This is a genomic window from Peribacillus sp. FSL H8-0477, from assembly GCF_038002765.1.
Classification (GTDB): domain Bacteria; phylum Bacillota; class Bacilli; order Bacillales; family DSM-1321; genus Peribacillus.
Window position 1 is genome coordinate 1 of sequence record NZ_JBBODE010000004.1, and the last position, 20,864, is coordinate 20,864.

Below are 20,864 nucleotides of genomic sequence, written 5' to 3' on the forward strand. Positions count from 1 at the left end.
TTATTACGCGCATGAACTTTTAATACGTCTTCACGTCCTCTTACATCAGGACGGCCAACCGTAATCTGGCGGTCAAAACGACCTGGACGCAATAACGCAGGGTCAAGAATATCAGAACGGTTTGTCGCTGCAATAATAATAATGCCTTCATTGCCTGCGAAACCATCCATCTCAACTAGCAATTGATTCAATGTTTGTTCCCGCTCATCATGACCTCCGCCTAAACCAGCACCACGCTGACGGCCGACTGCATCAATTTCATCAATGAAAATAATACATGGAGCATTCTTTTTCGCATTTTCAAACAAATCACGAACCCGGGATGCCCCGACTCCGACAAACATTTCAACAAAATCAGAACCACTGATAGAGAAGAATGGTGTTCCAGCTTCACCAGCTACCGCTCTTGCTAAAAGCGTTTTACCTGTTCCTGGAGGACCTACAAGCAAGACCCCTTTTGGAATACGTGCACCAAGTTCAACAAACTTACGCGGATCTTTCAAGAACTCAACTACCTCAACGAGTTCTTGCTTTTCTTCATCAGCACCAGCTACATCGTTGAAACGGACCTTTTTCTTGTTGTCATCGTATAATTTGGCTTTACTTTTGCCAAAGTTCATGACACGTCCGCCACCGCCGCCTTGTGCTTGATTAAGTAAGAAGAAGAACAGAATGAAGATGATAACAAAAGGTATAATGGAAGTGAAGAATGTTACCCAGCCGCTTGTTTCTTTAGCTGGAAGCACCTCCAATTTCACATCATTTTTATCAACAGCTTCTTGAATACGTGTTTGATTGCTCTCGCTGTCAGTAATGTACGTCAAGAAAGATTCTTTCTCTTTCGACCCTTTCAACTGACCCTTAACTTCGTATACATACCTCTCGGGCTGCATCGATAAGGAGGCTATCTTTCCAGTCTCCAAACTTTGGTAAAAATCATCTTGAGTTATATTCTTAGCAGGTTCATTGTTATTGTTAAAGATGCTCACAATACCGATAATCACTAAGAAAATGAGTAAATAAAATATTGTATTACGGAAGATCCGATTCATCCCTTACCTCCTCCCACGAAAAAACAAACTATAGTAATAAATAGTATCATAGTAAATAATTGAAAGACAATTTTTAGAACTACATTTTATTGTTACCGTATTTACATGATACTAATCTGTTTGTCATCGTTATTTTGTAGTATAAATTTCTGGTTTTAAAACACCAATGTACGGCAGATTACGGTATCTCTCTGCAAAATCCAGACCATAACCCACTACGAAAGCATCGGGTACAATAAAGCCAGTATAATCCGGCTTGATATCGACTTTTCTGCCAGTCGGTTTATCTAACAACGTAACAATTTTTATGCTCTTTGCTTTTCTATAACGGAATAATTCAACCAGGTAACTTAACGTCAGACCGCTGTCGATAATATCTTCTATGATTAGTACGTCTCGGCCTTCTACAGAAGTATTTAAATCTTTAATGATTTTTACTTCACCGGAAGAAACCGTAGAATTACCATAGCTGGATACATCCATGAAATCCATTTCTAAATGTTCATCGATGCGTTTTAATAAGTCAGCCATAAATGGCAATGCACCTTTTAAAACTCCAATCACCAGCGGAAAACTATCACTATAATCTTTCTCCAGCTGTGCTGCTAACTCTTTTATTTTACCTTGAATTTCTTCCTCAGTAATTAACACTTTTTCAATGTCATTTTGCATCGTCATTGTAATTGTTTGCCCCCCAAGAAGATTTAAGCTTTTTTATATTCTAAATAAATGAAAGACGTTTCATTTTGAGTATGTTCAGACTCAAGCACCGATTTTTTCAAACCAGGGAGCCAAACAATTTCCCCTGCTTGATCAACCACGACCGGCCAGGTAGTACGTTCCTGCCTGGGAATTTTTTTATCAATAAATATTCCTTTAAGCTTCTTCGTTCCTCCAAGTCCTTTTATAGTCATTCGGTCACCATTTATCCGTGTACGTGCGGTAAGCGGAAGACTAACTGACGAAGCAGATAATAGAAAAGTATGGTTTCCATTTAATACGGAAATTTCATCTTTTATATAATGTGCTTTAATTATATATCCATTCGGAAGAATTGTCTCACCTGGAACAGCTAACTTGATGGAATACTCCGGGCTTTCATTAGTAAAAAACCGAAAAATACCTTTTTGGTATGATTTCTCAACGATAAGTCCGTCAGGGAGATGCAGTTCAGCAGATGGATGAGGATTAGTGAATAACGTTAAAAGCTGGTCTATATGTACAGCTGAAAGCGATGAAGGTCTCTTAATATAAAGATAATTTAATATTAGATGAATCATTCTTCTTTGTAAAGGTTTTGGTACCATCAATAATCTCTCAAGATCTATTACTGAGCCGTCCATTTTCTTCTCAAGCCAGATACCATTGAGTTCCCTAGTGGCAAGTGACTGCAAGTAGACTTCATCGTCTGTTAATTCCTCACTAAATCGTTGAAAGTGCTCATGGACATTTGGATTTTCTTTTTTTAGAAAAGGCAGCACCACATGTCGAAATCTATTACGGAGATAATCGTTTTTCTCATTACTCGGGTCCATTCTCGGATCTAACCCATGCTGTTTCGCATACGTTTCGATTTCAGAACGAGATACACATAACAAAGGTCTTGCGATGGAGCCAGAAGCAAACGGTCGTTTAACAGGGATTCCCGCTCGAGCCTTCTCTGCAGAACCTCTCGTCAGTCTCATTAACATGGTCTCCACTTGATCATCTCCATGGTGCCCCAATACCAACACATCCAGATGATGTTTTTCCATAACCTCTTGAAAGAATGCATACCTTAGATTCCTAGCAGCAAGTTGCGTGCTCTCACCCGACTCATTCATATATGCTGTCACATCTATTTGCTTACCTTCAAAAGGAATGTCCCACTCCTTACATGTCTTTTCAACAAATAAGTAGTCATCAAACGATTCTTTCCCTCGAAACATATGATCTACATGTGCACAAACAATCTGACACTTGAATAATTCCTGCCATGATTTAAGAAGATGTAATAAGACCAAAGAATCTGGTCCTCCTGAAACCCCTACAAGGATGTGAGAACCTTCTCGGATTAGCTGATGTGTCTCGATATACTCTATAACTTTTCGTTCAAACATATTATTACCTTCTTTGGTCAAGCTCTTTAGAGCTTATTCTTATCTACGTAATACCATCGAATTAGTTTCACTTTAATCCATTCTTTACTAACTATATCATAAGAATTGACCGTATATATAGAGGACATATAAGAAACAAACAATTGAAACGAGCAGCATTGTCTCAATCAGGCCGCCTCTTCTTCTCTGTACTCTCCCCCTTTTTTTAGTGTGTTTTCTCGTTCTCGTTACAGGAGATTTTTGAGATGATGGAGTTCGAGGTGCCGGTTGTTTTTTTTGATTCTGTAAAATTTCAACAAGATCACTTCTCATCTCTTCCGCACTATTGTAAGTTCCTGATAATGCTTTTTGAAGCAAAGTTCGATATAGAGCCAACTCTTTTTTCTGTTTGATCATCTCAACAAGTTGTTTGTAGCCGTCTCCATTTTTAGAAACCCGTACAGGGTAATAAGCATTAATAAAAATCATTGCTACTGCAAATAAATCATAACTGGGCTCAGCCGAACGAGATCCCAGCCCCCAATATCCACGATCAAAGAATTCAGTAAATTCTTTAATGGAACGTCCTATCAATGTCGTACCTCCCACATCAATACAACGAATGGTACAAGAAGGCATCGTAACAATTAGATTTTCCGGCTTTAGGTCTCCAAAGACCCAGCCTTGCTTATGAAGCGAGACAAGACTCGTCAGCAATTGAAGCATTAGAACTCCTGTCCATGAAGGACCTTTCCGATGAATAAATTCGAGAAATCCATCACCTATTATGTATTCCATTGCATAAAAAGATAGAATGCCTTTATTCTTCACCCAATCATCTGCCTCTAATAAAGAAGGCCCAAGGGCAGACCCCTGGACCTTAGAAAAGGCTTTAAGAATGTTCATCTCCGATATAATCGAGACACCGTTATCGCTTATTTTTAAAGCAACATGCTTATTATTACTTTCAGCAAGATACACAATCCCGTTTGCCCCCTGCCCGAGCTCCTTAATGATGGTATAGGTGTTTTTATTCCATTTCCCTGTAATCTTGCTTCCTGGCAGCAGATTACATTGATTCCTCAAAGTATTGTTCATCATCATTCGATAACAATCCCCTTAATGAACGTTTTTTATTAAAAAAAGCAACAGCTTCTTCAATAGCTGGTCCAGTTGGTGTAATACCTCCTGTTGTAAGCTTAGGGAATATTTTTGTCAGCACCTCAAGCTTTGGTGTCCAATCAACTAGTTTCTCGACATCATTTTTTTTACCTGGGAAAGCAAAAACTGAAAATTGGTTATCTCCTTGCCTTGCGTTCATACTCAAAGATAAATCAAGTAAAGAATCTTTCACGATTTCAAGCTTATGTTTCATACTTGCACTCGTATCAACAAGGATGAGCACTTCAAGTTTACTTGTCTCTCCTAACTCATCAACAACCTCCATTACTTCACCACGTTTATCGGGAGGCAAATCCTCCATTGTTGTTGAGCTTCCTAAAATCTGTTGAAGTTCTCGATTAATGACCCCTTGAATCGTTTGCGTCATCGCTTTTCGTGTCACCATCTGCACCGTTTGAGAAAGCTGCTGTGCATAAACAATTTGACTAGCGCCGCCTCCTGAACGCGCAATAGCCTGTATTTCATTCATTCCCTTTTCATCAATCACATCATTTTCCATAACTCCAATCACATTCACTGTGATTCCTTGTTCATAGGCTCGTGCAGCCATAAAGGCGGGATCAGTTCCCTGGTTTGAACAGCCATCTGTAAGCAATAAAATTTGCCTTAATGTACCTGGTTTCATTGTCAATCTCCCCTCTATGAATTTGTTACCATCTTTGACTTAAAAAAAGGGATTTATACGTTAAGAGACTGAAACTTTCAGGCTCGTTTTCGTTTAGGCTGAACAGGGATAGACGCCCATTTTGGTGTATTATGCATGATTTTTGTCACTACAATAGTCATATCATCATCGATCATCCCTTTTACTCGAATCACCTCTTCAAGGATCAGGTCAGCTACTTCCTGAGGGTCCTCTGTCTCAAACTCTTTAATTTTTCGCTTGAGCCAAAATTCTACGTTTTCGATGTGTGTGGGTCCTTCAAACACTCCATCGCTCATCATAATTAATAAATCTCCTGCCTTTAAATCCTCGCTTACCACATCAACCTCGAATTCCGGGATGATTCCCATTGGCAGGCTGCTGCTCTCTATCTTTATAATTTTTTCTCCTCTCTTAATAAAACTTGGAATCGAGCAGACTTTTAAAAACTTTGCTTTCGCATCTTGAAGATCGATCATGGCTAAGTCTAAAGTCGAAAAGATCTCATCTGTCGTTCGAAGTGACAGCACCGAATTCACCGACTTAATCGCAATTTTCTCCTCGATTCCTGACATTAAGAACTTCTGAAGCAAGGAAAGCGTTTCTGTGCTCTCAAGATGAGCACGTTCACCATTCCCCATCCCATCACTAATTGCTACCGCATATTTTCCGATCCCCAAGTCCATCGTTGTAAAGCTATCACCTGAAACCAGTCCTCCACCTTTCGCCGCATGTGAAACCCCCGTTTCAACAGTGAATTTCTTAGCTGATCGCAGCACCACCACACATTGTCCTCCCGGGAAAGTCGTACATTGTTCAGAATGTACAATGATCGTCTCGCCAAGGATATCGGATAACATTGGTGCGATTAGCTTTTCACACTCTCCCCTTCCCTGACAGTCCGGGATACTCATCTCTATATCCACGCCGCCTTGTTCAAGACTATAAATATCAATATTTCCAATTTGTAATCCGAAGTTTTCCAACGCCTCAAGAATGACCTCTTCCTGTTGGTGATGATTCTCCCGCTCTCGTCTTATTTCTTTAGCGAAATCCTCCATTACAGCAGAAACTCCTCTTAACTGGTCAGCAACCAACTTTCTGCTTTCATGAACCTGACGTTTTAAACGTTGATTGGCTTGAAAGAAATTTAATTCTTGAGAAATAGCAGCGATCACTTGCGGACTGCGTGTACAATACTTCCCCCACTCCTTAGTGGTATGTGAAGATAACTGCCCGTCATTATCATTTAATTCATGCATAATTTCCTGCATACTGTCATAGGTTGTATGAAAATTATTTGTCCAGCACTGTTCTTTTTTGAAACACATTTGACAGGTTTTTTCGGTAACATTGCTCAGGAAATAATCAAGTTCCTTTTCATCCTCCTCTGCTTTACTGCTTTCATCTATATGTGAAAAGCTCTCAGAAAGAGCTCCGAATACATGTGAAAACTGCGAGACCCGCTGTGCAGTTACATCCCTGACTTTCCTCATATATTGCTGCTGCTCATTGGTATGCTCATTCGTTCCTGGAATATGCTTAGCAATCCTCCCTAATAATGCGGTGGGTGTTAGTGCAAATAAAAGGATAGCAGCAAAGGATTCATACACCGTTATCATAATATTATTGGTACCCTCTCCATATAGGCCCATTAATAACGTTGCAATAAGTAAACCAATTGAAACTCCAATCTTTTTCCCCTCTTTTAATAAGCCGCCCAATAACCCCGAGAAAGCCAACAGGCTCATCTGGTACATACTTGTGACACTTGCTAAACTGAAAATCAATCCAGTAACCACCCCTACAGTTGAACCGATCGCTGCTCCCCCCGCTAATCCAAAGAGTAAAACCAGATAACGAGACAGTATATGTTCGATTGATAATCCATACGCCGCCCAGCCAATGGTACCTGTCATGACGGATGCTAAAAGAATAATCACACTGACAATTTCCTCCGTTTTAAGCGCTTGAGTTTTAATACGAACTGTCATTAAGGGAATACACTGAATAAAAATCAGCGTGAGAATTAAGGCAAGGCCCGCTTCTACTGCAATCATCATGCCGCTGTATATGTTTACACTGCGGAACATAATGTATTGCCTAGCTAGATCTGCGAGACCAAGAGATAACAACACATAAACTGCCATTGTTTTAAATTGAGACTCAATAGCAGGAGTCTTGATTTTATTTAAAAGTAATAAGATAAAGGCGGCAGCAAATAATGTTACCCCACTAACAATGGAATTTGTAAACGCTCCAACCAGAAGACCCACCAATGCCAATGGCGCATGTTCACGACGCATTAGAAACACAGCTGCAAAAAAAGGTAAACCAAACGGAGACAGTTGTGACAGGATTAACGCTCTTCCTAACAGAAACCCAATCAATGCCAAAAACAATCCTCGTTTAAAAAAGATATCCTCCAGTTTCATCTGTATGGCAGGGATCCAATTAACGCCGGCAGCTCGTCCCCCCTGAAGACGAGCATTGACAATCGGTTCGACTAAATTCCTTTCAACTCTGGCCATCTATGGAACACTCCCATCTATTTTGTAGTCCATGCTCATCATTATAGAGAGGACTCAATCAGGAATTTGTCAGAATTTTATAATCTTTATAAAAAATGTTCGACGTGTTTCATGGCAAACATTCATATCTATACAGAATTTGAACAAAACTTTTCATTTAACCAGAAATAAAGGAGAAAGAGACCCGTTTTAAAGGGATTTTTTAGCCTATTATCGTGGTTTAAAATTAGAATAAATTACCTCTACTTAAAATCCGACAAAAATCAAGATTTCTTGTTGACATTACGAACAATTGTATGTAAGATATAACTTGTGCTTCAAGCATATGGCGGCGTAGCTCAGCTGGCTAGAGCGTACGGTTCATACCCGTGAGGTCGGGGGTTCGATCCCCTCTGCCGCTATTTTTCTTGGCCCCTTGGTCAAGCGGTTAAGACACCGCCCTTTCACGGCGGTAACACGGGTTCGAATCCCGTAGGGGTCATAACATGAAAAGTGGAAGCAGCCCGTTTAGCTCACGAAGGAAATAGGGAGAGGACCAAAAGGCGTTGTTTGCCTTTTGAGGACTCTCATCTTTTCCACAGTGAGTTGGCTGCTGCAACTAGACAATATGAAAAGCGAAAGCGTCTTGGTTAGATCCCGAAGCAAATAGGGATTGAACCTAAAGGCGCTTTTTGCTTTTAGGGGCAATCATCTTTTGCACAGGAATCTAGACGCTGGAGCTAGACAACATGAAAAGCGAAAGCAGCCCGTTTAGCTCACGAAGGAAATAGGGAGAGGACCAAAAGGCGCTGTTTGCCTTTTGAGGACTTTCATCTTTTCCACAGTGAGCTGGCTGCAACATGAAAAGCAAAAGCGTCTTGGGTACATCCCAAGACGCTTTTTTTGTTTCCTTTTAAAAAGAAGATCTTCTCACCTATGGAGGAAACCTTCTTTTTTATTTTGTTGTAAAAATAGCTCATAAATGTGCTTAATCCCGGCTGAAGCTAAAACCATAACCCTTAGAGTATGGTTTTAGCCCAAAATAAAAAGCAAGCACAGTTACTGGGCCTGCTTTACATATACGAGAGTTTTTCAGCCATTTTCAGCAGCAATTCAGCCGCGTCTTCCCCCTCTGCCTCCGCGCTTTGTTTCGGTGTTTCGCTTGAGAGAGGTTAAGAGGTCTTCACTATCCTTCAGAAATCGAGTCATTTTCTGCTCGAAATTTTCTTTTGGCTGGGAAAGTGTTTTTGAGCGGCTATCTTTAGGGCGAGTGTCATTTCCTCTCCCTTGTCCTTGTCGTGGTCTCGGGGAATAAGAAGATGTCTTCTCTTCTGGTTTGTCTATTGCTTTCTTGATTGACAGCCCAATCTTTCCGTCTTTCTCAACATTGAGTACCTTAACCTCGACTTGGTCACCAATCTTAAGATAATCGTTTATATCTTTCACATATTTATCAGCTACCTCACTGATATGAACAAGACCAGTTGAACCCCCAGAGAGCTCTACAAACGCACCAAATTTAGTTATTCCCGTTACTTTCCCTTGTACTTTGCTGCCTACTTCGATTGACATAAAAAATTTTTTCCTCCCTTTAAATGGTAAATATTACTTCTTTATCATATACATAAAGGAAAAAATTAGTGTCAATCTTCGCTATTGTCTTGATCCTTTTTTGGGAGATTAAAGATCACTTCGCCCTTGTCTGATAAGAAATAGTCACGTCTTGCTAATTTTGCTATATACTCGTCATCATTTAACTTTACAATTTCTTCTTGTAGGAGTGTTTCCTGCTTCTTTAACTTAGACAGCTTTTCATCAAACTCCTGCTTTTGTTCTGTTTTTTGCTCGATCGCACCTGCTTGAGTGATTAGTGTAGGAATACCCAGAATTAAAATAATGGCAGCACAGACCGCATAAAGACTAAGGCGTCGAACCAGTCCACGCTTCTTTTTTTCTCCATTTTGTACTTTCTTTTCTTGTTGATAGACATATGGATTATCCATCTTAGCCACTTTCTTTTTCCGTAGGCTGCTCATAAATCTCAACTCCCCTTATTTCCGAATCCTCTTCACGATACTATTAAGTACATTCTTTAATTTCGTAAAAAGTCCTGTAATTTTATTATAAATCTTTACGACGAATAATTTAAGTTTTTTCGGCAATTTATTCCAAAATATTTCAAATAACCAAAAAACCGGCTTTAAAAAGACAAGTAAAATGGATAAAACCACCTTGAAAATCCATCTAAAAATGGAAAACACTAGTTTTGCTATACCTACTAGTAGTAATATTGAACTAGTTATTATCCATTTTATAGGTGAAAAAATCAGAGTTTGTACTATTTTATTGAATAGTCGAACTGTTTTAATAAATGAATCAATACCTAACTCAAGCATTTTCTTGTAAATCGTTTTAAAAAGGGCTTGATAAGCAGCAAACCCACATAATAAGGCTAAGAAAAGATACAGGCGGAGCTCGCCTTCATTCACCAGAAATAATACATAAAAAATAATCAGTCCTTGGATCAGCCAAAATAAAAAGTCATTAATAAAGATTAACCAGGCTCTACTGCTGGACCGTTTAAGAAAACGGGTATACGTATCAAGGGCAGCACCAAAATAGCTGCCCATGCCAATCATAGCGAGAAGAGTATAAAACTGTGTGGTAAGTGTCATTTGAACAACTTGCCAAAGAAACCTTTAGCTTTCTCCCCTGTATGCTCATCCAAATAAACTAAATCATCAATTTTCCCTTTAATCGAGACAATCCCTTTATCCACATCAAGGTTTTTCATTTGTAGGTTGTGGCCTCTTATAGACAAGAAGCCCATAGAAGTTTCCAGTAGAAATTCTTCATTATCAAAGCTTTCAACCTGTTTTACTCCGGTAATATCGAGAAGACGTCGTCCACGCATGATAACATCGTGTTCTTGTACGGTACCTTTTGACGTATGTTGGATTGGTTCTTGAAATTGGCTCATTTTTCATCCCTCACAATAACACATTTTGTACAAGTTTATGTGCGGGATGCACGTTTTAGAACCAGCTGCTGATCATTCTCCTCCGAGCTTTTCTTCCTTTAATACGGTAAACATATCAGCAGCATCTTCTTTTCTCGTCATTTCTTGAATTTTATCAATTCGAACCGTTACTCTTTTCTGCCCAAAAAGAATCGCAAGTTCATCATTTTCTTTAACTGTAGAACTGGCCTTAGCCTGTATTCCATTAATTGAGATACGTCCTTTATCTGCTACTTCCTTTGCAAGTGTTCTCCGCTTAATCAAACGTGATACCTTTAAGAATTTATCAAGTCGCATCGGCATTTTTCATTTCTCCTTTTATAGACCCTTTATTTTTGCTTCATTCCAAAACCCATCTAATTCCTCCAAGTTATAGTCGGAGAATTCTTTATTACTTTCTCTTACGCGGTCTTCTATGTAGGTAAACCGGCGGTAAAACTTTTGATTAGCTGCGTAAACTGCCTCATCTGCTTGAATGTTATAAAAGCGTAATACATTCACAATCGCAAATAATAGATCGCCTAATTCATCCTTCATTCGACTCTTATCTACTTCGTCTGTCATTTCCTGTTCAACTTCTACTATTTCTTCTTTTACCTTTTTCCAAGCTTCAGAAACCTCATCCCAATCAAAACCTACTTTTGCGGCACGTTTTTGGTATTCATAGGCCCGAATTAAATTAGGCACCGATTTGCCCACATCATCAAGCAATGAACTTTCCTTATCGGGATCACTCGTTTCTTTTTCGAGTTGTTTTATTTTTTGCCAATTGACGAGTACTTCTTCTTCCGTCTCTGCTTGAACATCGCCAAAAACATGAGGGTGACGTCGAACCATCTTAGATGAAATAGACTCTAGTACATCATCAATCGTGAACATTCCCTCGTCTTCACCAATCTGAGCATGAAGCATGACTTGTAACAAGACATCACCCAGTTCACCAATCATTCCTTCATCGTCTTCTTCATCTATCGCATCAATTAATTCATAGGCTTCTTCAATTAAGTAAGTCTTTAGACTTTGGTGCGTCTGTTTCTTATCCCATGGGCAGCCATCTGGTCCACGTAGTTGAGCAATGATAGTCCGTAGTGTATTAAATTCACGGTATTGTTGGGCAGTTTCTTTAACTGGTGGTACATAGACGCTCGTGAGATTGCTAAGCTCCATCTGACGATCTAATTCGAATAAAGGTAGTTTAACGATTGACTCCCCTTCACTGCCTGCAGCGGTGACGATATAGACTTCATGATCATAAGGTAACTTTTCCATTAAGGTCAATTTCACATCGGATGCAACAAACGCATCGTACACTTGACCAATGATCATATGCTGAGTAATATGCAGCTCATCTTTCCTCAGAGCTGTTCCATCGAGCAGCTGGAACCCATCTATTGGATCAATTTGTACAGCAAGGAATAACGGATCTAAAAAGCTTTGACCACCTTCTACTTTAACAGCAATCCCCTTTTCTTTCCCTTTTTCAAGAAGCAGCTGAACAGTCTTCTCTGCTACCATTGGATGACCTGGTACAGCGTATAAAACGGTCTCCTTTTCTGCTAATTGTATAAGAGTGTCTGAAATTTCTTCATATACTTGTTCAAATTGATCATGCTTTTCATAGACAGAATCAAAGCTGCTCCACGTCATTCCTTCTGCTGATAATTCAGCTATTACTGGATGATCTAATGTACGGACATAGCAAAAACCTGCTGATGTAAGTTTTTTATAAATACCAAGGGGAAGCTGATTTAAATCACCTGCACCAAGGCCAATAATCGTAATTTCTGATGTCATTTTTCTACTTAGCTCCTTCTTTTCTATCTCTAATCAACACAGCGAGCTTATTTCCAGCGGGTACTAAAGAGAGTTCCTCTTTAGTATATAATCCCGACCGCAGAATAAATGCGCCATAAATAACAACACCAATCATCACACCTGTTAAAGTGTGAATGGTGGAGAGCATCCTCCCCATCCCAAAGGTCAAATACAGGAAAGCAAATAGTTTATTATATATGTACAGGATACCTGACATAAGAGCCGCACCCAAATAAATGATTCCTGCATCGCGTAACAAAACAATCGGCTGCTTCATTACCTTCCTCAGTACCGAATAAAAAAGCATAGACATGATAAAAAAAGAACCAATTGTTGCCCATGCAGCACCAACAATCTGCCAATGGGGAATAAGTGCTTGATTGAGTATTAATTTAAAGACCAACCCTGCAGTCACAATAAGAATTGAAACCCTAGCCCTACCAATACTTTGCAGGATAGCTGCTTTAGTAATGATTAACGACGTAAATACAATAGACAAGGCTAATATTGCTAGTGTTCCCGAACCCTCGCTGTCTGTAAACAGCATTCTATTGACCGGATTAATCAAACATATTAATCCCACGGCTGCAGGAACTCCGATACTTGCACTTATTCGCAAAGCAAGCTTGGTTTTCGTATGCAGCTCAGTCAGTTCTCCTCTCGAGAGGTAGCTTGAAATGAGCGGAACCATAGAAAGAGATAAAGCATTAGCCACTACTGTCCCTAATTGAATCAAGGGCTGGCCTCGATCATATACTCCTTTTAGTTCTTTCGCCAGCGTACTCGTAATCCCAGATTCGCGAAGCAAAGCATATAAGTTCAGTGAATCAATTAACTGTACTAGAACGAGAATTAAACTAGTTAGACAAAAAGCCAGGCCTTGAGCAAATAAAGCTTTGGTTATCAACCAAAAATGAGTGGCCTTTACCATCACTCTACCAGGCTGATTCCACTCTTTTCGAATCACTACAAACCCTAAAAGCAAGACCAGACTCGCGAAGCCTCCCGTAATCGATCCGCTCACTGCCCCTGCACCTGCTGCATATAGAGAATATCCTTGATTGACTAAGAAAAAGGACATAATTAAGATAGTGCCAACACGAACCACTTGTTCAACCACCTGTGAAACAGCGGTTGGAATCATATCCTGCTTTCCCTGATAAAAACCACGGATGAGCGCACTAGCAGGCATTAACAAAAATGAAAAAGATACTAAACGAAGCAGTGGGGCAAGCTCACTATCACCCATGATCGATGCTACCCGCTCTGCACCAGTATATAAAGCGCTAAATAATACTAAACCCAATACACTCAACAAAATACCTGCTGTAAACAGAATATCTTTAACCGATATACTTGAGTCCCCTTGATTTCGTTCGGCAATTAACTTCGAAATAACCATAGGAAACCCAATCGTTGCTAAGGTAAACGCGATCCCATAAAACGGATATACCTGCTGATAAATATAAAACCCAATATCCCCAACAATATTTTGATAGGGAATCCGGTACACAGCACTCAGCAGCTTTACAAAAATGCCCGCAATACTTAAAATCAACGCACCCTTCACAAGCATCTTCGATGACTCCAAAGGCCCCACAGCCATACACGACCCCTTCCAAACATATGTAAAAATATTATAACATAACAAGAAAAGCGCAGGTGCCCTGTTCAGCCCCTGAAGCAAATAGGGAGGGACCCGAAAGGCGGTTTGTGCCTTTTGAGGGCGCTCATCTTTTGCACAAGGGGCTAGGGCACCGGAGCTAGACAACATGAAAAGCGCAGGCAGCCCGTTCAGCTGGCGAAGGAAATAGGGAGAGGACCAAAAGGCGTTCCTTGCCTTTTGAGGACTCTCATCTTTTCCACAGGCAGTTGGGCTGCCGGAGCTAGACAGCAAGAAAAGCGCAGGTGCCCTGTTCAGCCCCTGAAGCAAATAGGGAGAGACCCGAAAGGCGGTTTGTGCCTTTTGAGGGCGCTCATCTTTTGCACAAGGGGCTAGGGCACCGGAGCTAGACAACATGAAAAGCGGAAGCGCCTGGTCAGCTCTGACAGGCATAAGAACAGCCTCGACGCAGGGCGATTTTCCCTGCATAGAGGCTGGGCTTATGACCCGAAGAGCTAGGCGCTGAAGCTAGACAACAAGAAAAGCGCAGGCAGCCCGTTCAGCTGACGAAGGAAATAGGGAGAAGACCAAAAGGCGCTCCTTGCCTTTTGAGGACTCTCATCTTTTCCACAGGCAGTTGGGCTGCCGGAGCTAGACAACAAGAAAAGCGCAGGTGCCCTGTTCAGCCCCTGAAGCAAATAGGGAGAGGACCAAAAGGCGGTTTGTGCCTTTTGAGGGCGCTCATCTTTTGCACAAGGGGCTAGGGCACGAAGCTAGACAGCAAGAAAAGCGGAAGCGCCTGGGCAGCTCCGACAGGCATATAGGCTGGGTTTATGACCCGAAGAGGAAGGGCAATTAAGAATGCCATTTCCTACGCAGAGCCATCCTATGGGCTTGTACAAAAAAAGACAGCCCATCGGCTGTCTTTTAAAGAATGATTTTATGAATCCATTTGGCGGGCTAAGAAGCTTGCTGCTGTTTCTACTGCTTTTTGTTCCACTTCTCCTAAGATTGATTCTTTGGAGAAGATAACAACAGCTCCGATTGGATCACCGTTGGCGACGATTGGTGCAATTGTATAGGATTGTACCTCTTCGTCTACCGAATCAACAAGTGAGATGGTGCCTTTTGTCTTTTCGATAACGGAGTGGCGGTCCTCCATAAGTTTTTCAAGAAGGTCGCCTACACTTTTGTTCATAAAGTCTTTTTTCGAGCCGCCAGCTACGGCGATATATGTGTCACGATCACAAATAAGTACAGGGTTTCCTAAGCTGTCAAAAATAGCTTCTGCATATTCTCTAGCAAAATCACCTAATTCACTTATTGGTGAGTATTTTTTTAAAATGACTTCTCCATCTCTATCTACGAAGATTTCTAATGGGTCTCCTTCACGAATACGCAATGTTCTGCGGATTTCTTTTGGGATAACGACCCTGCCTAAATCATCAATTCGGCGCACTATTCCAGTTGCTTTCATCTTGTGTTGCCTCACTTTCATCAAATTGATTTTTTCGATAATGAAGGGGTTTCTGTAAAAATCATTATCAGTATTTTCATTAGTATTTTTCTAATGGTAAGTTCTATGCATTTTGAAAAAATATTTCTTTTTAGACAGGAGAAAAGCTCGTTTTACTAATGGCTTTTACTGAGATTGCTTTTCTCTTTTTACATTTTGCAATCCTTTAACCAGTTCAAATAAAATCTTCAGCCATTTTTCATCAGCGACTCCCTTGATGTGTAAAACCAGTTTCATTTTGCTTCCTTCCATCCCAAGACCAACCATCCGTCCGAACTTCGAACCTAATTGGAAAATCTTTTGACCATCTATATGTGCACTTGTTTTTTCTGAGATAAGGATGGAAATCTCCTGCTTAGCTTGTTTAATTCCTTCGATGCCTGCCTTACGAGCATACACTTTCATTTCTGCAATTAAAAATAAATAGGTGATTTCTTGAGGATAGTCGCCAAATCTGTCTACCATTTCTTCCTGCAGTTCTTCTAGTTCTTCTAAAGTCGTAATGCCTCTAAAGCGTTTGTACATCTCGATCTTCTGGTGCCCATCAGACAGATAAGTATCTGGAATATAGGCATCTACCTCGATATCCATCTCGAGAGCAGGAGTTACATCTACCGGTTTTTTATTACGTCTTTCTTCTACTGCTTCCTGCAACATTTGGGAATACAGGTCGAATCCTACTGAATCAATAAAGCCATGCTGCTCAGCACCAAGAATATTTCCGGCACCCCGTATCGACAAATCTCGCATAGCAATTTTAAATCCGGATCCAAGCTCAGTAAATTCTTTTATGGATTGCAGCCGTTTTTCAGCTACCTCAGTTAGTACTTTATCCTTTTGATAGGTGAAAAATGCATACGCTACTCGATTAGACCGTCCTACGCGCCCACGCAGCTGATAAAGTTGTGATAGACCCATTTTATCTGCATTATCCACAATCAATGTATTCACATTCGGGATATCTACACCTGTTTCAATGATGGTCGTACTTACCAACACATCATATTCACCTTCAAGAAAACCTAGCATTACTGCTTCGAGTTCTTGCTCCGACATTTGACCATGAGCAAAAATGACACGTGCTTCCGGTACAAGCATGGAAATTTCTTCTGCTTTTCTTGCTATATCCTCTACCCGGTTGTATAAAAAGTAAACCTGTCCGCCCCTTGCCAATTCTCTTTCTATCGCTTCTCGTGCTAATGCTCCGTTGTACTCCATTACATATGTTTGTACAGGAAATCTGTTCTCAGGAGGAGTCTCAATAACAGATAGATCACGTACGCCAAGCATCGACATATGAAGAGTTCTCGGAATTGGGGTGGCCGTTAAGGTCAGTACATCTATGTTTGTTTTCAATTGTTTGATTTTTTCTTTATGTGTAACACCGAAACGCTGTTCCTCATCAATAATGAGGAAACCAAGATCGCGGTAAATGATATCTTTGGATAATATCCTGTGCGTCCCCACTACGATATCAACCGTCCCGGCTTTTAATCCTTTTAAAGTTTCTGTCTGCTGTTTCTTAGTTCTGAAACGGCTCAGCAATCCAATTGAAATGGGATAGTCCTGGAAACGTTCACGCAAGGTTTCGTAATGTTGCTGAGCGAGAATCGTTGTTGGCACTAGAAACGCTACTTGCTTGCCATCCATGATAGATTTAAAAGCCGCCCTGATAGCCACTTCTGTTTTACCATATCCCACATCACCACATAGAAGCCGGTCCATTGGTCGTTCACGTTCCATATCCTTTTTAATTTCAACAATCGATCGAAGCTGGTCTTCTGTTTCGTTATAAGGGAAAGATACTTCGAATTCACGCTGCAAGTCACCATCTGGAGAAAAGGCATACCCTTTTGCAGCTTCCCGTTCTGCATAAAGTTTAATTAAATCATCAGCGATATTCTGTACAGATGATTGAACTTTACTCTTAACCCGTTTCCATTCTGTTCCGCCAAGCTTATAAAGCTTAGGTTCTTTTCCTTCTGAGGCTACATATTTCTGAATTAAATCAATTTGGTCAACAGGTACATAGAGCTTGTCACTCGCTTGATAGCGAATATGAATATAGTCTTTATGCACGCCATTTATCGATAGGGTTTCAATTCCTAAGTATTTACCAATCCCGTGATTAACATGGACGACAAAGTCGCCTACCTTTAATTCTGAATAACTTTTGATCCGTTCTGCATTCGATAACTTTTGTCGTCTAGCAGATTTCTTAGTTTTTTTGTTAAATAAATCTTGCTCTGTAATAATAGCGAACTTTTGAAGCGGCAGTTCAAAACCATTATTTAAATTCCCTTGGATAATTTGAATCTTTCCAGGGAGAATTTCACTTGTTTCCTTAAGAACAGCAGCTTCGATTTCATAATCCGCGAGTACACTTTGAAGCTTTTTAACTCGTTCTTCATCAGGTCCAAGGACCAGCACCGCATATTTACTTTTTTTCCAGCGATCAACTTCTGTTTTAAAAACATTCATCTGCCCATGGAAACTTTGCATCTGTTTACTAGTAAAGTTAATGATGTTCTGCGGATTCGTATACGGGACATGCCTTAAGAAAAGGGAAAGATAGATAAACGGATGTCCTGAATAACTCGTTAACTCAGGCAAACGGTGAGCTAGTTGTACATCGTGAATGATTTGTCCTTCAGCTAACAGACCGGTATACCAATCTGCTTCTTCTTTTTCAAGGATATCGTTAACTTCTTGAATGCGGCCAATTTCGTCCATAATCACGATACCATTCTTCGGTAGATAATCTATTAAACTAGCCGGCACATCGTAGGCTAAGCTTAGATATTTGAAGATTTGATCAGGCTTGATGCCGTTTTTCAATAAATCTAACTCAGAACTAACGTTACTCATTAACAGTTCTTTAACTTTTTCATTCTTCAGTTTCTTTAAACTTTTGCTCAGACCATTTTCTAGTTTTTCTACGACAGATGAGATATGTCCTGAGTCAAGAAGTGCTTCTACGACTGGTCCAATTTCAATAGAGGTGAGCTTAGAAATGGAGCGTTGGTCTTCAATAGAAAAGGTTCGAATGGAATCAATCTCTGTATCAAATAACTCAATTCGAATTGGATTCGCTGAAGTGATCGGATAGATATCAATAATTCCACCTCTAATACTAAATTCTCCAGGTGAAGAGACCATTTCAACCCGAGAATATCCCATAGAGATAAAGGTTCGAATAGCAGTTTCCAGATCCAAATCTTCTCCAAGTTTAAAGGAGAATTGATAGTTCTTCCATACTTCCTTTGGCGGTAGTAATTTTCGTAAACCTGGAATAGGAACAATCACAATTCCTTTGTTTGATTTCGACCAATGATTTAATACTTCCACACGTTGAGACCTTAACTCTGGGCTCGCTACACTTAATTCCGCAGCGATTAATTCATTAGCCGGATAGACGAATAGCTCTTCATCTGAGATGAAATTAGCTAGATCCTCTTGCAGCTTTTGTGCCTGTAATAAATTTGGTGTAACGATTAATATCGACTGACCTGTTTTTTCATATACTGAAGCAATTAACATCGACCGCGAAGAACCAGATAATCCCGATATTAACTGCTCTTTTAATCCTTCATCAATTCCTGTAATTAATGAGTGGACATCATCGTGTTTGGAAAACAGATTTTGCAAACCATTCACATTGGTCCCTCCTCTCTCTCGTACATCTGTAGGCTTTAGCCCTATGGTTGTATAAATTTAAACAAACGGAAAAATGCTTTGGATTCGGTCCAAAGCTCCCTTCCGCCTAATGGATGATATAATCATTTTGATGCAAATCTGGATTTTTTTGTAGTAGTTCGTAACAATCATCACAAATCGCTGAAACCTGAACATCTCCGGAAGAGTCATACACAATCATGTCCATGCGCTCTTCTTGGGTAAGTTTATTAAAACCCAGCTGTTCTGTATCCAGTACTTGTGCCTCAATTGTACCAAGTTTTGTTCCGCAATGGCTGCAATGATAGTGGAGAGCCATATATTTAACCCCCTATTGTCGCTTTACTAGTAGTATAAACCGAAAGAGGGGCTAAATATTCACAGCTATTTGTTTATCTTTTGTTCTTATTTTTATTTCTTAAGATTGATTATATTCATTCATGACCTGTACATATGACTGCTCAAGCCATGACTCACAAGCTAAGGCACTTTTCTCTATAGCTGCTTCTAAACTAACCCATTCTTCAGCAGAGAAGCGGTTTAACACATAATCAACTACAGGAATACGCCCCTCTGGCCGGCCAATCCCAATTCGGATCCGATTAAAATCCTGCGTTCCTAAGTGTGCAATCGTCGACTTGATTCCATTATGCCCGCCTGCACTTCCCTTTTGACGCAGACGAATCTTTCCAGCCGGCAGATCCAAGTCATCGTATATGACTACTAAGTCACTAATTTCCACTTTATAAAATTGTAATACAGCACCGATTGACTCTCCCGACAAGTTCATGTAAGTAAGAGGTTTTAGCAGCAAGACTTTTTCGCCTTTCACAGTACCGATTCCATAAATTCCTTTATGTTTAGCCTGATCTAGACGAATCGACCATTTATCTGCTAAATAATCAATTACCTCAAAACCCGCATTATGCCTGGTTTTTTCATATTGCTTTCCCGGATTACCCAGGCCAATGAAAATTTTCATACGTCACACTCCGTCAATCTGAAAAGTAAGTTCGAATACGTCCTCATTATTCTCTACAACAATAGACGTAACCAGGACGGTTACGTCTATTATAGCATGTTTTTTTTTAGTTACTTAGAGGTTTACGCTTCAGGAGAAGCTTCGCTTGCGTTCTCGCCCTCGTTTTCTGTTTCATCAACTTCTACTTCTTGACGAGGAGCAAGAACGGAAGCTAACACCTCTTCTTCATCATTTGCAATTTGGTATTTACCTTTAATATCAGCAATTGTCAGTGTATCACCGATTTCTAAACCAGTAACATCCACTTCAATTGATTCTGGAAGTTCTTTTGGTTTAGCTGTCACATTCAGTTCGTGAATAGATTGCTGCAAGACGCCGCCTTCTTTCACGCCTTTAGCGTCACCCACAAGTACAACACGGACCTGCGCTTCAATTTCTGTACCCATATCAACAATTAAAAAATCAGCATGAAAAACTTGATTTTTTATCGCATCTTTTTGATAATCTGATAACATGACATCATAGCTAGTACCCTCAACGTCTAGGGAAATGATACCGTTACGTCCTACTTCTTTTATAGTTTTAGAAAGATCTTTGCTATTTATAGTAATTGCTTTGCTTTCATTTTTATTCCCGTAGACTACAGCAGGAATATTTCCGTCGTTCCTTAGTTCCGTTAAGTTCGATCCTTTAAATTCAGTCCGTTCTCTTGCAGTTAATACGTTACTCATATATTCTCCGCCTCTCAATTCAAACATTTTTATATATCATCTCTTTTACAATGCCCTT

The 20,864-nt window shown here is 40.1% G+C and carries 18 protein-coding genes and 2 tRNA genes; 2 read left to right on the top strand and 18 right to left on the bottom strand.

Annotation, left to right across the window (positions count from 1 at the left end; all coding sequences use genetic code 11):
- The 6 genes from MHI18_RS21765 to spoIIE all read right to left on the bottom strand — a co-directional run.
- On the bottom strand, positions 1-1,052 hold a 1,052-nt coding region (locus MHI18_RS21765), incomplete at its 3' end, for an ATP-dependent metallopeptidase FtsH/Yme1/Tma family protein (RefSeq protein ID WP_340850475.1).
- 129 nt (positions 1,053-1,181) lie between these two features.
- Complete coding sequence (hpt, locus tag MHI18_RS21770; RefSeq protein WP_340850513.1) at positions 1,182-1,724, bottom strand: hypoxanthine phosphoribosyltransferase; 543 nt, start codon at positions 1,722-1,724, stop codon at positions 1,182-1,184.
- Between the two features lie 32 nt (positions 1,725-1,756).
- The gene (gene tilS / locus MHI18_RS21775; RefSeq protein ID WP_340850476.1) at positions 1,757-3,151 is read right to left on the bottom strand and encodes a tRNA lysidine(34) synthetase TilS; all 1,395 of its coding nucleotides are present in this window, start codon (positions 3,149-3,151) and stop codon (positions 1,757-1,759) included.
- Positions 3,152-3,247: 96 nt separating this feature from the next.
- Positions 3,248-4,231, bottom strand: a complete 984-nt coding sequence (locus tag MHI18_RS21780) for a serine/threonine-protein kinase (RefSeq protein ID WP_340850514.1) — start codon at positions 4,229-4,231, stop codon at positions 3,248-3,250.
- Positions 4,200-4,943, bottom strand: coding sequence for a vWA domain-containing protein (locus MHI18_RS21785; protein ID WP_340850477.1), 744 nt, complete (start codon positions 4,941-4,943; stop codon positions 4,200-4,202). Before MHI18_RS21785 ends, MHI18_RS21780 begins: the two co-directional genes overlap by 32 nt.
- 71 nt (positions 4,944-5,014) lie before the next feature.
- Positions 5,015-7,486 (bottom strand): stage II sporulation protein E, encoded by a 2,472-nt coding sequence (spoIIE, locus tag MHI18_RS21790; protein ID WP_340850478.1) that lies wholly within the window; start codon positions 7,484-7,486, stop codon positions 5,015-5,017.
- Between the two features lie 327 nt (positions 7,487-7,813).
- On the opposite strand from spoIIE, the gene MHI18_RS21795 reads away from it, so the two are divergent.
- Positions 7,814-7,887, top strand: a tRNA-Met gene (locus tag MHI18_RS21795).
- A gap of 8 nt (positions 7,888-7,895) precedes the next feature.
- A tRNA-Glu gene (locus tag MHI18_RS21800) sits at positions 7,896-7,967 on the top strand.
- A gap of 611 nt (positions 7,968-8,578) precedes the next feature.
- Here the strand turns inward: MHI18_RS21800 and MHI18_RS21805 are convergent.
- The 12 genes from MHI18_RS21805 to MHI18_RS21860 all read right to left on the bottom strand — a co-directional run bounded on the left by MHI18_RS21805 (position 8,579) and on the right by MHI18_RS21860 (position 20,806).
- On the bottom strand, positions 8,579-9,037 hold the full coding sequence (locus MHI18_RS21805) for a S1 domain-containing RNA-binding protein (protein WP_340850479.1): 459 nt from the start codon (positions 9,035-9,037) through the stop codon (positions 8,579-8,581).
- A gap of 71 nt (positions 9,038-9,108) precedes the next feature.
- Entirely contained in the window at positions 9,109-9,501 is a 393-nt protein-coding gene (locus MHI18_RS21810) for an FtsB family cell division protein (protein WP_340850480.1), read from the bottom strand.
- A gap of 15 nt (positions 9,502-9,516) precedes the next feature.
- Positions 9,517-10,140, bottom strand: a complete 624-nt coding sequence (gene yabQ, locus MHI18_RS21815; RefSeq protein WP_340850481.1) for a spore cortex biosynthesis protein YabQ — start codon at positions 10,138-10,140, stop codon at positions 9,517-9,519.
- Positions 10,137-10,445, bottom strand: coding sequence for a sporulation protein YabP (gene yabP / locus MHI18_RS21820; RefSeq protein ID WP_340850482.1), 309 nt, complete (start codon positions 10,443-10,445; stop codon positions 10,137-10,139). The genes yabQ and yabP overlap by 4 nt, the downstream gene beginning before the upstream one ends.
- A gap of 72 nt (positions 10,446-10,517) precedes the next feature.
- Positions 10,518-10,781 (bottom strand): RNA-binding S4 domain-containing protein, encoded by a 264-nt coding sequence (locus MHI18_RS21825; protein WP_040375011.1) that lies wholly within the window; start codon positions 10,779-10,781, stop codon positions 10,518-10,520.
- Positions 10,782-10,802: 21 nt separating this feature from the next.
- Complete coding sequence (gene mazG, locus MHI18_RS21830) at positions 10,803-12,278, bottom strand: nucleoside triphosphate pyrophosphohydrolase (RefSeq protein WP_340850483.1); 1,476 nt, start codon at positions 12,276-12,278, stop codon at positions 10,803-10,805.
- 4 nt (positions 12,279-12,282) lie between these two features.
- Complete coding sequence (locus MHI18_RS21835; protein ID WP_340850484.1) at positions 12,283-13,905, bottom strand: putative polysaccharide biosynthesis protein; 1,623 nt, start codon at positions 13,903-13,905, stop codon at positions 12,283-12,285.
- A 937-nt stretch (positions 13,906-14,842) separates the two neighbouring features.
- Positions 14,843-15,379 (bottom strand): stage V sporulation protein T, encoded by a 537-nt coding sequence (gene spoVT / locus MHI18_RS21840; RefSeq protein ID WP_340850485.1) that lies wholly within the window; start codon positions 15,377-15,379, stop codon positions 14,843-14,845.
- Between the two features lie 165 nt (positions 15,380-15,544).
- Positions 15,545-19,075: a transcription-repair coupling factor gene (gene mfd / locus MHI18_RS21845; protein ID WP_340850486.1), complete on the bottom strand. Its 3,531-nt coding sequence runs from the start codon at positions 19,073-19,075 to the stop codon at positions 15,545-15,547.
- Between the two features lie 106 nt (positions 19,076-19,181).
- Positions 19,182-19,412, bottom strand: a complete 231-nt coding sequence (locus MHI18_RS21850; RefSeq protein ID WP_340850487.1) for an anti-sigma-F factor Fin family protein — start codon at positions 19,410-19,412, stop codon at positions 19,182-19,184.
- A 99-nt stretch (positions 19,413-19,511) separates the two neighbouring features.
- Complete coding sequence (gene pth / locus MHI18_RS21855) at positions 19,512-20,075, bottom strand: aminoacyl-tRNA hydrolase (protein ID WP_340850488.1); 564 nt, start codon at positions 20,073-20,075, stop codon at positions 19,512-19,514.
- A 122-nt stretch (positions 20,076-20,197) separates the two neighbouring features.
- Complete coding sequence (locus tag MHI18_RS21860) at positions 20,198-20,806, bottom strand: 50S ribosomal protein L25/general stress protein Ctc (RefSeq protein WP_340850489.1); 609 nt, start codon at positions 20,804-20,806, stop codon at positions 20,198-20,200.
- Positions 20,807-20,864 lie beyond the last annotated feature (58 nt).